The organism is Sphingomonas sp. SFZ2018-12 (genome assembly GCF_022496715.1).
Classification (GTDB): domain Bacteria; phylum Pseudomonadota; class Alphaproteobacteria; order Sphingomonadales; family Sphingomonadaceae; genus Sphingomonas.
Genome location: NZ_WTFM01000003.1, coordinates 40,719 through 54,161, shown reverse-complemented (window position 1 = coordinate 54,161; position 13,443 = coordinate 40,719). Strand labels below are relative to the sequence as shown.

The 13,443-nt window shown below is 67.2% G+C and carries 16 protein-coding genes; 13 read left to right on the top strand and 3 right to left on the bottom strand.

All coding sequences use genetic code 11. The annotated features are described in order from the left end of the window. Positions 1-139: 139 nt before the first annotated feature. A complete protein-coding gene (locus GO308_RS13635; RefSeq protein ID WP_240885853.1) occupies positions 140-1,438 on the bottom strand; it encodes a M28 family metallopeptidase in 1,299 nt (432 codons plus the stop codon). A 104-nt stretch (positions 1,439-1,542) separates the two neighbouring features. Here GO308_RS13635 and GO308_RS13630 point away from each other — a divergent pair, with 104 nt between their 5' ends. Beyond that, on the top strand, positions 1,543-2,022 hold the full coding sequence (locus GO308_RS13630) for a hypothetical protein (RefSeq protein WP_240885852.1): 480 nt from the start codon (positions 1,543-1,545) through the stop codon (positions 2,020-2,022). Between the two features lie 15 nt (positions 2,023-2,037). On the opposite strand, the gene GO308_RS13625 is transcribed toward GO308_RS13630, so the two are convergent. Further along, complete coding sequence (locus GO308_RS13625) at positions 2,038-2,493, bottom strand: universal stress protein (protein WP_066476756.1); 456 nt, start codon at positions 2,491-2,493, stop codon at positions 2,038-2,040. 146 nt (positions 2,494-2,639) lie between these two features. Here GO308_RS13625 and GO308_RS13620 point away from each other — a divergent pair, with 146 nt between their 5' ends. The 8 genes from GO308_RS13620 (at position 2,640) to GO308_RS13585 (ending at position 9,431) form a co-directional block, all read left to right on the top strand. After that, the gene (locus tag GO308_RS13620) at positions 2,640-3,944 is read left to right on the top strand and encodes a pyruvate dehydrogenase complex dihydrolipoamide acetyltransferase (RefSeq protein WP_240885851.1); all 1,305 of its coding nucleotides are present in this window, start codon (positions 2,640-2,642) and stop codon (positions 3,942-3,944) included. Between the two features lie 19 nt (positions 3,945-3,963). Continuing rightward, on the top strand, positions 3,964-4,182 hold the full coding sequence (locus tag GO308_RS13615) for a hypothetical protein (protein WP_066549346.1): 219 nt from the start codon (positions 3,964-3,966) through the stop codon (positions 4,180-4,182). Positions 4,183-4,234: 52 nt separating this feature from the next. After that, a complete protein-coding gene (locus GO308_RS13610; protein WP_240885946.1) occupies positions 4,235-4,567 on the top strand; it encodes an acyl-CoA thioesterase in 333 nt (110 codons plus the stop codon). Positions 4,568-4,627: 60 nt separating this feature from the next. Continuing rightward, entirely contained in the window at positions 4,628-4,936 is a 309-nt protein-coding gene (locus tag GO308_RS13605; protein WP_240885850.1) for a hypothetical protein, read from the top strand. Then, entirely contained in the window at positions 4,929-6,329 is a 1,401-nt protein-coding gene (gene lpdA, locus GO308_RS13600; protein ID WP_240885849.1) for a dihydrolipoyl dehydrogenase, read from the top strand. The genes GO308_RS13605 and lpdA overlap by 8 nt, the downstream gene beginning before the upstream one ends. Positions 6,330-6,354: 25 nt before the next feature. Beyond that, entirely contained in the window at positions 6,355-7,518 is a 1,164-nt protein-coding gene (locus tag GO308_RS13595; RefSeq protein ID WP_240885848.1) for a PDZ domain-containing protein, read from the top strand. Positions 7,519-7,651: 133 nt separating this feature from the next. Continuing rightward, positions 7,652-8,080, top strand: a complete 429-nt coding sequence (locus tag GO308_RS13590; RefSeq protein WP_240885847.1) for an MAPEG family protein — start codon at positions 7,652-7,654, stop codon at positions 8,078-8,080. Positions 8,081-8,147: 67 nt separating this feature from the next. Beyond that, positions 8,148-9,431, top strand: coding sequence for an amidohydrolase family protein (locus GO308_RS13585; RefSeq protein ID WP_066476777.1), 1,284 nt, complete (start codon positions 8,148-8,150; stop codon positions 9,429-9,431). Between the two features lie 30 nt (positions 9,432-9,461). Here the strand turns inward: GO308_RS13585 and GO308_RS13580 are convergent, their stop codons facing one another. Continuing rightward, the gene (locus GO308_RS13580) at positions 9,462-9,827 is read right to left on the bottom strand and encodes a polymer-forming cytoskeletal protein (protein WP_240885846.1); all 366 of its coding nucleotides are present in this window, start codon (positions 9,825-9,827) and stop codon (positions 9,462-9,464) included. Between GO308_RS13580 and GO308_RS13575 the strand changes: the two genes are divergently transcribed. The 4 genes from GO308_RS13575 to fusA all read left to right on the top strand — a co-directional run bounded on the left by GO308_RS13575 (position 9,817) and on the right by fusA (position 13,355). Next, a complete protein-coding gene (locus GO308_RS13575) occupies positions 9,817-9,966 on the top strand; it encodes a hypothetical protein (protein WP_240885845.1) in 150 nt (49 codons plus the stop codon). The two genes, GO308_RS13580 and GO308_RS13575, sit on opposite strands and share 11 nt — an antisense overlap. 283 nt (positions 9,967-10,249) lie before the next feature. Then, positions 10,250-10,621 carry a 30S ribosomal protein S12 gene (gene rpsL / locus GO308_RS13570; protein ID WP_066476904.1) on the top strand — a complete coding sequence of 124 codons (372 nt, stop codon included), beginning with the start codon at positions 10,250-10,252 and terminating at the stop codon, positions 10,619-10,621. Between the two features lie 63 nt (positions 10,622-10,684). Next, positions 10,685-11,155, top strand: a complete 471-nt coding sequence (gene rpsG, locus GO308_RS13565; protein ID WP_066476780.1) for a 30S ribosomal protein S7 — start codon at positions 10,685-10,687, stop codon at positions 11,153-11,155. A gap of 106 nt (positions 11,156-11,261) precedes the next feature. Then, a complete protein-coding gene (gene fusA, locus GO308_RS13560; RefSeq protein WP_066476785.1) occupies positions 11,262-13,355 on the top strand; it encodes an elongation factor G in 2,094 nt (697 codons plus the stop codon). The last annotated feature ends 88 nt before the right edge of the window (positions 13,356-13,443 follow it).

Genomic DNA, 13,443 nt, shown 5'->3' with positions numbered 1-13,443 from the left:
CCCCGCCGCGACATGGGCACAGGCTTTTGACCGTCGCACGGGTGTGCACCAACGGCACCGCGCAGGCTGCACCTGGCGCGGCGCGAGCTGAATGGCGCAGTGAACCCCGGCACACGGCCCGAGTGACGGCAGTTTTGGATTACCGCGCCGCAGCCCGCCCGGCGAAGGTGACGATGCTCTCCGCGCCGTCGGCAGCCAGCGACGACACGCCGATGAAGTGGTCGTCGACGATCACGTCCTTCAGCACCCATTCGGTGGCGGATGCGGGCACGTCGCGATGGTCGGTCCAGTCCTGCGCATCGTTGCGCCGCCAATGGACGCGGTAGCCCGTCGCACCCGGCACGGCTTGCCACTTGACCGTCGTGTCGGAGGAGACCGCGCCGCCCACTGACACGCCGTCGGGCGCGGCGGGCGCGCTGGCGAGCCGGGCAATCGTGGCCACGTTGATCGCCGCGACCCTGGCCAGATAGGGGAAGTCCATCTTGTCGACGGTGTCGCCATATTCGCGACCGGCTTCGGTGCGCAGATCCTGGTGCTGCTGGTCGTAATTCTCGATGCCGACCGAAAAGCGCACCGCCGGATAGCCCAGCCGCAGGAACGGTTCGTGGTCGCCGCCGCGCCCGAAGCGGTCGGGCCGCCGGTCGACGAAGACGTCGAGCGCGCCCGGCATCGCCGCTGCGACGCCGTCGATCGCCTTGGCCAATGCGCGCGACGGGCCATCATCCTCGCCGCCATTGCCGCGCCGGGCGATCTGCTGCTCGATCGTTTCCGACGCGCGAATGCCTTCGGAAAACACGCGCACCCGGTCGGCGACGCGCGCGCCATTGGTGCCGAGGGTGTTGCCGACAATGTCGTTGTTGAGCACCGCGCTGACCACCCAGCCGCGCTCCCTGGCGGTCTCGGCCAGCAGCGTGCCGCCCCACAGCCCCTGTTCCTCGCCGGACAAGGCGGCATAGATGATCGTCGCGTCGAACTTTTGCTTCGACAGGATGCGCGCCGCCGCCAGCACCACCGCGACGCCGGAGGCATCGTCATTGGCGCCGGGCGAATCGCTGGTGAAGTCCATCACGTCGCTGACCCGGCTGTCGATATGGCCCTGCACGATGATGACGCGGTTGGGGTCGCGTCCGGCCTGAAAGCCCAGCACATTGACGACGTTGACGCCGTTGGGCGCGCGCGGCCCGGTAAAGGTGCGCGCGATGTTGGCGACGGTGATGCAGCCGCCGCACTTTGCGCTGATCCGGTTCAATTCGTCCGCCGCCCATTTGCGCGCCGCGCCGATGCCGCGCTTGGGATCATCGGGGCTGGACAGCGTGTGGCGGGTGCCGAAGCTGACCATTTTCTCGACATCGGCCTTCATCCGCGCGGGATCGGGCGCGTCGCGGGCGATGGCGGGAAGGGGGAGGAGGAGCGGAGCGAGCAGGATCAGGTGGCGCATCGTGCGATCGTGGACGCGATCGGCGCCCGGCTCAATCCCCTCGTTGCGCGCCAGCTTGCACGGCGGGGATGCGCACGCCACTTTCGAGCCGGGAGGGGGCTGCCATGCTGTTTGCGACGACCGTTTTCGTGATGATGATCCTGCGCCTTTGGCCAGAGACGCCGATCGCGCGGTGGCTGCGCCGGACACTGGTGGCGGCACCCGCGCGGCGGCTTTCGGCACTGTCGCGCCAGCAGTTGCTGTTCATGGTCGCACTGGTGATGCTGCTGCCGGTCGGCGGCGAGCTCATGCTCATCTTCGGTGCGGCCGATGCGCTGATGCTGATGGCTTGGCAAACGGCGGCCTATTACGACGCGATGATGGCCACCGCATTGCTGGCCGGGCTGGCCCGGATGCGCGGGATCGCCGCGGTCGTGCGCAGCGCGCGACGCGCACGGTCGGTCCGCCGCTCGCGTGCGCGCCAGCGCCGCACGCGGACGCGGATCAAGCGACCGGGGGGCGGGGCGGACGGCGATCGACCGGGGCCCGCGCCGCGCCATGCCGCGAACGACCTCGGCCGGCCGGCGACCTTACGCGCCGCCTGACCGGCGGAACGCCGGCTAGCTCAGCCGGTCGATCGCCTCGACCTCCAGGCTGCCGGGGATGATCATGATCGGCACGGGCAGCTTGCCCGCGTCGGCGCCGGAAAAATGCGCGACCAGCGGGCCGGGCGCGCCGCTCGCCGCCGCGCCGAGGACGAGGGCGGCGATCTCCGGATTGACCTCGATCGCCTCGCGCACGACCTTTGGCCCGTCGCCTTCGCGCACCGTGATCGTCGGCTTGATCCCCGATTCCTCCAGCAAGGTGCCCGCGGCACCCGCGACCAGTGCCTCGGCGCGCTGGCGCGCCTCGTCCTCGATCGTCGCCATCACGCCGCCCCAGTGGACGAACTCCGCCTTGGGAATCAGCGCCAGGATCTCGACATTGCCGCCGGTCTTGACCGCGCGTCGGGCGGCGAAGCGCAGCGCGACTTCGGACTCCGGGCTCTCGTCGACCACCACCAGATAGGTGCGCATATTGTGTTCCTCCCCCCGGAATTGCGATCCCGCCGCGCCGAACGTGGCGAGTCGAAGACGTATGCGCAAGGTGATGGGGTTGACCGGGCGTCCCCGCGCGGCAAAGGAAGGCGCTCCCCAGGACCACGCAACGGAAGCCACCGCCGATGCCGATCGAAATCAAGATGCCCGCTTTGTCCCCGACCATGGAGGAGGGCACGCTGGCCCGCTGGCTGGTCAAGGAAGGCGATACGGTGAGCGCCGGCGACCTGATGGCGGAGATCGAGACCGACAAGGCGACGATGGAGTTCGAAGCGGTCGACGAGGGCACGATCACGCAGATCCTGGTCGCCGAGGGGACCGACGGGGTGAAGGTCGGCACGGTCATCGCGCTGCTGGCCGGCGAGGGCGAGGATGCCGCCGCGCCCGCCGCCAAACTTGCGCCCGCCCCCGCCGCGAGCCCCGCGCCTGCGCCTGCCGCCGAAGCGCAAGCCAGTGCGCCCGCCCCGGCTCCGGCCCCATCGGCACCGGCCGCGGCGGGTGATCGCGTCAAGGCGAGCCCGCTCGCGCGCCGCATCGCCGCCGAAAAGGGGATCGACCTGTCCGCTCTGGCGGGCAGCGGACCGGCCGGCCGCATCGTCAAGGCGGACCTGGACGGCGCGAAACCGGGCGCTGCCCCCGCACCGGCCAAATCGGCGGCCCCCGCGCCCGCGCCGGCCGCCACGCCTGCGCCGGCATCGGCTGCGCCTGCCGAGTCCAAGGCGGTGTGGTATGACGAGACGATCCCGCACGAGGTCGAGAAGCTTTCCAACATCCGCAAGACGATCGCGCGCCGCCTGACCGAGGCGAAACAGACGATCCCGCACATCTACCTGACCGTCGATGTCCGGCTGGACGCGCTGCTCAAGCTGCGCGGCGAGCTGAACAAGTCGCTCGAGGCGCGCGGGGTCAAGCTGAGCGTCAACGACATGCTCATCAAGGCACTGGGCGTGGCGCTGATCCAGACGCCGAAGTGCAATGTCACCTTCGCCGGCGACACGCTGGTCAAGTACAGCCGCGCCGACGTGTCGGTGGCGGTATCGACGCCGTCGGGCCTGATCACCCCGATCATCCGCGATGCCGCGAGCAAGAGCCTGTCGGCGATCTCCACCGAGATGAAGGAACTGGCCGCACGCGCCAAGGACAACAAGCTCAAGCCCGAGGAATATCAGGGCGGTACCGCCAGCATCTCCAACATGGGCATGTTCGGCATCACCCAGTTCGATGCGGTCATCAATCCGCCGCAGGGCATGATCTTGGCGGTCGGCGCGGGCGAGAAGCGGCCGGTGGTGATCGACGATGCGTTGCAGGTCGCAACCGTCATGTCGGCGACCGGCAGCTTCGACCACCGCGCGATCGATGGTGCGGACGGCGCGCAGCTGATGCAGGCGTTCAAGGCGCTGGTGGAACAGCCGCTGAGCTTCATCGCCTGATCACGGGGGAGGGCGGGCGATGGGCCGTCACACGCTGGTCGAGTTGCTCCACATCGCCGCCGGGCTGGTGGCGACGGTGGCGATTACCTGGGCGTCGGCCTGGTCCTATCCGCTCGGGCGCAACGACATCTGGCTGGTCGGTTCGGTCGCGTTCGTCGTCGTCCTGCTGATGGGGGTGCGCCCGGTGCGCGAGGCGCTGGCGAAGGATCGGGCCAAGGACCGCGCCGCGCGTGGCTGATCCCGACGCCGCGACGCCGCCATCGGGCCAGCCCGCGATCAGGGTGACGACGATGCCCGCGGATGCCAATGCCTATGGCGACATTTTCGGCGGCTGGCTGATGAGCCAGATGGACATGGCCGCCGGCCTGGTCGCGGCGCGCTATGCCAAGGGGCGGGCGGTGACGATCGCGATGGACGGGATGCAGTTCCACGCGCCCGTCGCGGTCGGCGACGAAGTGTCGGTCTATGCCGAACTGGTCCGCGTCGGCCGCACGTCGATGACGATCGAGGTCGAAGCCTGGCGGCGCGACCGCCACCAGGAAGAACAATGCCGGGTGACGCAGGCGCGGTTCGTGTTCGTCGCGATCGACGCGCACAAGCGGCCGCGGGTGATTGCCAAGTGAGAGGGCGTGGCCAAATGCCAGTTGTGCATGCTCTGCGAGCCGTCCCTCTGGAGACGATTTATGTCGATAGAAACTACCCGAGAGAAGATCCTGTATTTAGCGATCGTCCCTATTGTCGCCGCTGCAGCAGGCGCCTTCATCACTTCTTTAATCCAGGGACAAACATGTTTGCCTGCTGCTGGGGCTGATTTGCTTACGATTCTCAAAGATAGGTCTTTAAACGGAGAGCAAAAGCTGCAGGCGTTGGAATTGTATTCACAGATTACAGGACGACCATGGACGATCGTAAGTTCTGTAACGGGGACAATCACAGGGATTGGCGGGTTTGCTCTCATGTTCTTGCTTGCTCGGAGGCAATCGAATGACTGACACCTATGACCTGATCGTCCTTGGCTCCGGGCCGGGGGGCTATGTCGCGGCGATCCGGGCGAGCCAGCTGGGGCTGAAGACCGCGATCGTCGAGCGCGAGACGCTGGGCGGCATCTGCCTCAACTGGGGCTGCATCCCCACCAAGGCGCTGCTGCGTTCGGCCGAGATCTTTCACTATATGCAGCACGCCAAGGATTACGGGCTGGCGGCGGAGAAGATCAGCGCGGACCTGGACGCGGTGGTGAAGCGGTCGCGCGGCGTCGCCAAGCAGCTCAATCAGGGCGTCACCCACCTGATGAAGAAGAACAAGATCGCCGTGCACATGGGCGAGGGCAAGCTGACCGCGCCCGGCAAGCTGACCGTCACCGACAAGGAGGGCAAGGCGACCGAGCTGACCGCGAAGAACATCATCGTCGCCACCGGCGCGCGGGCGCGCGAGCTGCCCTTTGCCAAGTCGGACGGCAAGCGGGTGTGGACCTATCGCCACGCCATGGTGCCGACCGAGATGCCGACCAGGCTGCTGGTCATCGGATCGGGTGCGATCGGGATCGAGTTCGCCAGCTTCTACAACGACATGGGCGCCAAGGTGACCGTGGTCGAAATGATGGACCGCATCGTGCCCGTCGAGGACCATGACGTGTCGACCTTCCTCGAAAAGGCGCTGACCAAGCAGGGCATGACGATCATGACCGGCGCGGGCGTCAACGGGCTGGAAGTCGGCGCGAATGGCGTGAAGGCCAAGCTGAAGGACAAGGCGGGCAAGGAAACGACCGAGGAGTTCAGCCACGTCATCGTCGCGGTCGGCATCGTGCCCAATACCGAGAATATCGGCCTGAGGGAGCTCGGCGTCGCGATGGACGATCGCGGCTTCCTGAAGACCGGGCCGGATTGCGCCACCAATGTCCCCGGCATCTGGGCGATCGGCGACATCACCGCGCCGCCGTGGCTGGCGCACAAGGCGAGCCACGAGGGCGTGATTGCGGTCGAGGCGATCGCCGGCGGCCATCCGCACGCGATGGATCCGCGCAACATCCCCGGCTGCACCTATTGCCACCCGCAGGTCGCCAGCGTCGGCCTGACCGAGGCGAAGGCGAAGGAGGCGGGTTACGAGGTCAAGGTCGGCAATTTCCCCTTCATCGGCAACGGCAAGGCCATCGCGCTGGGCGAGGCCGAAGGCTTCATCAAGACGGTGTTCGACGCCAGGACCGGCGAGCTGCTGGGCGCACACATGGTCGGCGCCGAAGTCACCGAGCTGATCCAGGGCTATACCGTCGGAAAGACGCTGGAGACGACCGAGGCCGAGTTGATGAACACGGTGTTCCCGCACCCGACGCTGAGCGAGATGATGCATGAAAGCGTGCTGGGGGCCTATGGGCGGGCGCTTCACATCTAGGGAGCGATTCGACCGGGTTCGGGGGATGCTGGCGCTGGTCGCGGCGCCGGTCCTGATTGGCGCGGCCACGCCGGACTATGCCGGCGACGCCGCGGCGCTCGACCGGATCATCGTCGAGAATTACGCCTATACCGAACGGCTGGGACCCGATGGCCGGCTGCCCGATTCACCGCAGTTGGCGGCGCAGCGGGCGGCGGTGGATGACCCCGACTCGCTGCTGCGCTATGCCGAGAACCGCATCGCCACCCTGGCGGATCACCATGCGATCACCGGCAGCGCGTTCGACGACAGCTGGGCGCTCGTGCCGAGCTATGCCGACCTGTGGATCGTCGAGCGCGACGGCGCATATCGCGTCGATGCGGTGCGTCCCGACACCCCGGCGGCGCGCGCGGGGGTGGTGGCCGGCGACCGACTGGTCGCGGTCGACGATGTGCCGATCGACCGGGCGATCGCGGCGTTCTGGCAATCGGTCGGGGTCGCGCGCGGTGGTGCGGAGGCGCGCAGCTATGCCGCGCGCGTGCTGGCGGCGGGCCGGCGCGACCGGCCCCGTCGGCTGACCTTCGCAGGTCGCGGCGGGACCCGGGAGCTGACGCTCGCCACGCTCTATGCCGACGCGCCGCCACGGCCGCCGCTGCGCGTGATTACTGACGCGGACGGGGGCGTGACCATCCGGATCAACAATGCGCTGGGTGATCAGGCGACGATCGCCGCGTTCGACCGCGCGGTCGCTGCGATCCCGGCCTCGGCGCGACTGACGATCGATCTGACCGATACGCCGGGCGGCGGCAATACGAGCGTCGCGCGGGCGATGATCGGCTGGTTCGTGACGGCGCCGACCGGTTATCAGGTCCATCGCTATCCCGCGGAGGAGCGCGAGACGGGCATCCCCCGGCAATGGATCGAGCAGGTGCTGCCCCGCGCCAGCAAGTCGCGGCCCAAGCCCGTCGCGATCCGGGTCGGTCGCTGGACGGGCAGCATGGGGGAGGGGATCGCCATCGCCTTTGCCGCGATCGGGGTCCCGGTGTGCGGCGACCGCATGGCCGGATTGCTGGGTGCGGTCTACGACTTTGCGCTGCCCGCGTCGGGGCTGGTGGTCAAACTGCCGGCGGAGCGGCTTTACGCGATCGATGGCCGCCCGCGCGAGGATTTCGTGCCGATCCCAACGCCGAGCTGCCCGGCGCGCGGATAGGGGAGCCGCTGCCGGATTTTTTTCCGAAAGCTGCGGCTCTGGCTCACGTGCGGCTTGACCGCATCCACGATCGGGCGAAGCTGGCAACCGTGCGGGGCGGAGCAAGGGGACGACAGTGGGGAAAGCGTCAGCAATGAATCCTGCGATCCTGTGGCCGGTGTTTGCCTTTGCGGCGCTGGTGTTCGTCGTGTGGTTCCTGCTGTTCGTGTTGCGTGCCCGCCATATCGCGCGGACGCCGCCGCGCGACGGCGAGCTGGCGACGCGCGACGGCACCGCCGCCTATTTCCGCCCGGTCGAACGGCCGGCCAACAACCTGACCAACCTGTTCGAGATGCCGGTGCTTTTCCTGGCGCTCGTGCCGCTGCTGGTCGTCACCGGCCGGGCGGGGGCAGCACAGGTCGCGCTCGCCTGGACCTTTGTCGGACTGCGCGCGGTGCACAGCGCGATCCATATCGCGACCCCGGCGGTGCAGCCGCGCTTCCTCGTCTACCTGACCTCGTGCATCGTGCTGGCGGCGATGTGGATCGGGCTGGCGATCGATCTGGCCGCAATTCCGGCGTGAACAGGGCTTGACCCGGCAGCCGTTAGGCGGGAGCAATGCCGTCCTAATCATCGGGGCAAAAACGAAAATGCGGACAGTTGGATTTGGCGTCGCGGCGGTGGCCGCGCTGGCGTGGACGGGCACGGCGCGGGCAGAGACGGTCGTGGTCACCGCGGACCGCATGATCGACGTGCTGGCGGGCCGGGTGGTCGAGGAGCCCGTGATCGTCATCACCGACGGCCGCATCACCAGCGTGGTCGGGCGCAACGGCGGGCGGCCTGCGATCCCGGCGGAGGCGAAGCGCATCGACCTGCCCGGCAAGACGATCCTGCCCGGCCTGATCGACATGCACGTCCATCTCGACAGCAATCCGCGCTATGGCGGCTATACCAACCTGCAGTTCACCGATTCCTTCTGGGCCGTGCAGGGCACCGCCAATGTGAAGGCGATGCTGGATGCGGGCTTCACCACGGTGCGCAACGTCGGGTCGGAAAACTATGCCGACGTGGCGTACAAGCAGGCGATCGACGAAGGGCTGATCCCCGGTCCGCGCATCGTGCCGGCCGCCTATGCGCTGGGCGCGACGGGCGGGCATTGCGACAGCACCTATCTGCCGCCGTCGTTCAAGGCGAAGTCGCCCGCGGTCGGCGACGGCGTGCAGGAACTGCGCACCCGGGTGCGTGAGCAGCGCAAATATGGCGCGGAAGTGATCAAGGTCTGCGCGACCGGCGGCGTGTTTTCGCGCAACACCGAGCCGGGCCAGCAGCAATTGTCCGAAGACGAGCTGCGCGCAATCGCCGACGAGGCGCATCAATGGGGGCTGCGCGTCGCCGCCCACGCGCACGGCGCCGCCGGGATCAAGGCGTCGATCCGCGCCGGCATCGACACCATCGAGCATGCCAGCCTGGTCGATGACGAGGGGATCCGCCTGGCGGTCGAGCGCAAGCAGCCGGTGTGGTTCTCGATGGACATCTTCAACACCGACTACACCCAGGCCGAGGGCAAGAAGAACGGCGTGCTCGAGGACAATCTGCGCAAGGACCGCGAGATCGCGCAGGCGCAGCGCGACAATTTCCGCAAGGCGCACCGTGCCGGCGTCCGCATGGTGATGGGCACCGACGCGGGCGTGATGCCCCACGGGACGGCGGCGGGCCAGCTCAAGACGATGGTCGAATATGGCATGACGCCGATGCAGGCGCTGCAGGCGGCGACGCGCAACGCCGCCGAGGCGCTGGACCGGACCAAGGATGTCGGCGCGATCGCGGTCGGCCGATATGGCGACATCATCGCGGTCGAGGGCGATCCGCTGAGCGACATCGGCGTGATGACGCGGGTGACCGACGTCATCAAGGGCGGCGCGAAGGTGAAGTGAACCCGGCGGTGCGCTGAGGCCGGGGCGGGGTCAGCCCGCCTCGCCGACGATGCGCAGGCCGGGTTCGTCGCCGCTGGGGCCAGCGAGCGCGGCGGCGGTCGCCGGGACCGCGACTCCGCCCAGATGGCGCATCCGGCCGTCGACATGTCCGCCCTGTTCGATGGTGATGCTTTCATATTCGACGTCGCCGACGATCCGCGCGCTGCGTTCGACGATCAGCTCGCGCACGCGCACCGCGCCTTCGATCGCGCCCGCGATCCGCGCGCTGTCGGCGGCGACCGCGCCGACGATGTGGCTGTCGGCACCCTGGATCAGCATCGCGCAGGCGACATCGCCCTCGATCCGCCCGTCGATGTGCAGGTCGGCGGTGGCGGTGAGGTTGCCGGTGACCACCATGTCCGCGCCGATGATCGACAGTCCGCCCTTCCGCGACGTCGATCCGCCGGGTGCGGACGGGCTGCGTGAGCGGTTGCTGCTGCTGTTGAACATGGCGAAAGGGCCTCCCCACCCCGACGCGACCGAATCGGCCGGCTGATCGGCCGCGATGGTGCCCGCGGATGTTGTTGCGGTCAAAGCCCCCGGAGCGCAGGCGGCGTGTTCATCCCCATTGACCGCCGGGCGGGGCGGCGATATAGGCGCGCCAGCCCACGGCAGGCCGACACCCGGCTTTCCGGTCAATTTTGGTTGTCGCGGGTCATTGAGCTGAACGTTGTTGGAGACGCCAGGGCCCGGAGGCCGGTGAAGGCCGCCAGGGTCTTTTCGTATTTTCCGCTGCACGACTCCAGCAAAGTAACCGACGAGAAAAGGTGAAGGGCTTCATGCCGACGATCAACCAGTTGGTCCGCAAGGGCCGTGACCCGCAGAAGGCCAAGTCAAAGGTCCCTGCGATGGACCAGAACCCGCAAAAGCGCGGGGTCTGCACGCGCGTTTATACGACGACGCCGAAGAAGCCGAACTCGGCGCTGCGCAAGGTGGCCAAGGTCCGCCTGACCAACCAGCGCGAGGTCATTTCGTACATCCCGGGCGAAGGCCACAACCTGCAGGAGCACTCGGTGGTGCTGATCCGCGGCGGCCGCGTGCGCGACTTGCCGGGCGTGCGCTACCACGTGCTGCGCGGCGTGCTCGACACCCAGGGCGTCAAGGACCGCAAGCAGTCGCGTTCGAAGTACGGCGCCAAGCGTCCGAAGTAAGTTCAGCCAGAGTAGGTCCCGGACAGGTTCCGGATCGACCGAAGTTCTAGAAGGAAATCTGAGATGGCTCGTCGTCGTCGTCCCGAGAAGCGGGAAATTCTGCCCGATCCCAAGTTCGGGGATATCGTCCTGTCCAAGTTCATGAACAGCGTGATGCTGGACGGCAAGAAGTCGGTTGCGGAAGCGATCGTCTATGGCGCGCTGGAGACGGTGGAAACCCGTGCCAAGCGCGAGCCGCTGGGCGTGTTCCACGATGCGCTCAACAACATCAAGCCGGGCATCGAAGTCCGTAGCCGCCGCGTCGGCGGCGCGACCTATCAGGTCCCGGTCGAGGTGCGTCCCGAGCGTGCCCAGGCGCTGGCGATCCGCTGGCTGATCGCGTCGGCGCGCAACCGCAGCGAGCACACCATGGCCGCGCGCCTGTCGGGCGAGCTGATGGATGCCGCCAACAATCGCGGCAATGCGGTCAAGAAGCGTGAAGACACGCACCGCATGGCCGAGGCCAATCGCGCCTTCAGTCACTATCGCTGGTAATCGCCGCGGTCGCCGGTTCGCCGGCGGTCTGGCAACGACGCATCCGTTACCTACATATTGGGGAGCCGGACGGTCCGGCTCCCCACATCCTTAAGGAACCTCGACCATGGCCCGCAGCCATCCGCTCGACCGCTATCGCAACATCGGCATCATGGCCCACATCGATGCCGGCAAGACGACGACGACCGAGCGTATCCTCTATTACACCGGAAAGTCCTACAAGATCGGCGAAGTGCACGAAGGCACCGCGACGATGGACTGGATGGAGCAGGAGCAGGAGCGCGGGATCACCATCACCTCGGCGGCGACCACGTGCTTCTGGCGCGCCGAGGACGGTCAGGGCGAAGAGCACCGGATCAACATCATCGATACCCCCGGCCACGTCGACTTCACGATCGAGGTCGAGCGTTCGCTGCGCGTGCTCGACGGCGCGGTCGCGTGCTTCGACGGGGTTGCCGGCGTGGAGCCGCAGTCCGAAACCGTGTGGCGCCAGGCCGACAAGTACGGCGTGCCGCGCATGTGCTTCGTCAACAAGCTCGATCGCACGGGCGCGGATTTCTATTATTGCGTCAACTCGATCATCGAGCGCCTGGGCGCGCGTCCGGCGGTGCTGTATCTGCCGATCGGCATCGAGGGCGGGTTCAAGGGCCTGGTCGACCTGGTCAACAACCGCGCGATCATCTGGCTCGAGGAGTCGCTGGGCGCGAAGTTCGAATATCAGGATATTCCGGCCGATATGGCGGAAAAGGCCGCCAAGTATCGCAGCGAGCTGATCGAAATGGCGGTCGAGCAGGACGATGCGCTGATGGAAGCGTATCTGGAGGGCAACGAGCCGTCGGTCGCCGACCTGAAGAAGCTGATCCGCAAGGGCACGCTCGAAATGGCGTTCGTGCCGATCGTCTGCGGCTCGGCGTTCAAGAACAAGGGCGTCCAGCCGCTGCTCGACGCGGTCGTCGACTATCTGCCGAGCCCGCTCGACATTCCGCCGGTCGAGGGCGTCAAGATGGACGGCGAGACCAAGGACAGCCGCAAGGCGTCCGACGACGAGCCGTTTTCGGCGCTCGCCTTCAAGATCATGAACGACCCGTTCGTCGGCTCGCTCACCTTCGCGCGCATCTATTCGGGCAAGCTCGAAAAGGGCACCGTTCAGAACACGGTGAAGGACAAGAAGGAAAAGATCGGCCGCATGCTGCTGATGCATGCGAACAATCGCGAGGACATCGACGTGGCTTATGCCGGCGACATCGTCGCGATCGCGGGCCTGAAGGAAACGACGACCGGCGACACGCTGTGCGCGCCGGCCGCTCCGATCATCCTGGAGCGCATGGAGTTCCCGGATCCCGTCATCGAGCTGTCGGTCGAACCCAAGACCAAGGCCGACCAGGAAAAGATGGGCATCGCGCTCAACCGCCTGGCCGCCGAGGATCCGTCGTTCCGCGTGTCGACCGATCACGAATCGGGGCAGACGATCATCAAGGGCATGGGTGAGCTTCACCTGGAAATCCTGGTCGATCGCATGCGTCGCGAGTTCAAGGTCGAGGCCAATGTCGGCGCGCCGCAGGTGGCGTATCGCGAGTATCTGGCGAAGCCGGTCGAGCTGACCTACACCCACAAGAAGCAGTCGGGCGGCTCGGGCCAGTTCGGCGAAGTGAAGGTCAAGGTCGTCCCCGGCGAGCGTGGTTCGGGCTTCGTCTTCCACGACGAGATCAAGGGCGGCAACATCCCGCGCGAATACATCCCCTCGGTCGAGAAGGGGATGCGCGAGACCGCCGAGACGGGTTCGCTGATCGGCTTCCCGATCATCGACTTTGCCGTCCACCTGATCGACGGCAAGTATCACGACGTCGACTCGTCGGCGCTGGCGTTCGAAATCTGTGCCCGCGGCGCGATGCGCGAAGCGGCGCAGAAGGCGGGCATCAAGCTGCTCGAGCCGATCATGAAGGTCGAGGTGGTGACGCCCGAAGAGTTCATGGGCGACGTGATCGGCGACATGAACAGCCGCCGCGGCCAGATCCAGGGCACCGACAGCCGGGGCAACGCCCAGGTGGTCGAGGCGATGGTGCCGCTGGCCAACATGTTCGGCTATGTGAACCAGCTGCGCTCGTTCACGCAGGGCCGTGCGCAATACTCGATGCAGTTCTCGCATTATGACGAAGTGCCGCAGAACGTGGCCGACGAAGTGAAGGCGAAGCTCGCCTGAACGTCACCCCGCTCGGGGCTGGCGTAATCGAAAAACAGTCGCTATGGGCGCGCCTTTCGGCGAGTAGCCCCGGCGGCCGGGAAATCTG

What these genes read in the sequence shown, in the direction of transcription:
- GO308_RS13595 (WP_240885848.1), top strand. Translation starts at nt 6,355, where the DNA reads ATGCTGGCGCTGGTCGCGGCGCCGGTCCTGATTGGCGCGGCCACGCCG.
- rpsL (WP_066476904.1), top strand. Translation starts at nt 10,250, where the DNA reads ATGCCGACGATCAACCAGTTGGTCCGCAAGGGCCGTGACCCGCAGAAG.
- GO308_RS13590 (WP_240885847.1), top strand. Translation starts at nt 7,652, where the DNA reads ATGAATCCTGCGATCCTGTGGCCGGTGTTTGCCTTTGCGGCGCTGGTG.
- GO308_RS13585 (WP_066476777.1), top strand. Translation starts at nt 8,148, where the DNA reads ATGCGGACAGTTGGATTTGGCGTCGCGGCGGTGGCCGCGCTGGCGTGG.
- lpdA (WP_240885849.1), top strand. Translation starts at nt 4,929, where the DNA reads ATGACTGACACCTATGACCTGATCGTCCTTGGCTCCGGGCCGGGGGGC.
- GO308_RS13610 (WP_240885946.1), top strand. Translation starts at nt 4,235, where the DNA reads ATGCCCGCGGATGCCAATGCCTATGGCGACATTTTCGGCGGCTGGCTG.
- GO308_RS13630 (WP_240885852.1), top strand. Translation starts at nt 1,543, where the DNA reads ATGCTGTTTGCGACGACCGTTTTCGTGATGATGATCCTGCGCCTTTGG.
- GO308_RS13615 (WP_066549346.1), top strand. Translation starts at nt 3,964, where the DNA reads ATGGGCCGTCACACGCTGGTCGAGTTGCTCCACATCGCCGCCGGGCTG.
- fusA (WP_066476785.1), top strand. Translation starts at nt 11,262, where the DNA reads ATGGCCCGCAGCCATCCGCTCGACCGCTATCGCAACATCGGCATCATG.
- GO308_RS13620 (WP_240885851.1), top strand. Translation starts at nt 2,640, where the DNA reads ATGCCGATCGAAATCAAGATGCCCGCTTTGTCCCCGACCATGGAGGAG.
- GO308_RS13635 (WP_240885853.1), bottom strand. Translation starts at nt 1,438, where the DNA reads ATGCGCCACCTGATCCTGCTCGCTCCGCTCCTCCTCCCCCTTCCCGCC.
- rpsG (WP_066476780.1), top strand. Translation starts at nt 10,685, where the DNA reads ATGGCTCGTCGTCGTCGTCCCGAGAAGCGGGAAATTCTGCCCGATCCC.
- GO308_RS13605 (WP_240885850.1), top strand. Translation starts at nt 4,628, where the DNA reads ATGTCGATAGAAACTACCCGAGAGAAGATCCTGTATTTAGCGATCGTC.
- GO308_RS13625 (WP_066476756.1), bottom strand. Translation starts at nt 2,493, where the DNA reads ATGCGCACCTATCTGGTGGTGGTCGACGAGAGCCCGGAGTCCGAAGTC.
- GO308_RS13580 (WP_240885846.1), bottom strand. Translation starts at nt 9,827, where the DNA reads ATGGTGGTCACCGGCAACCTCACCGCCACCGCCGACCTGCACATCGAC.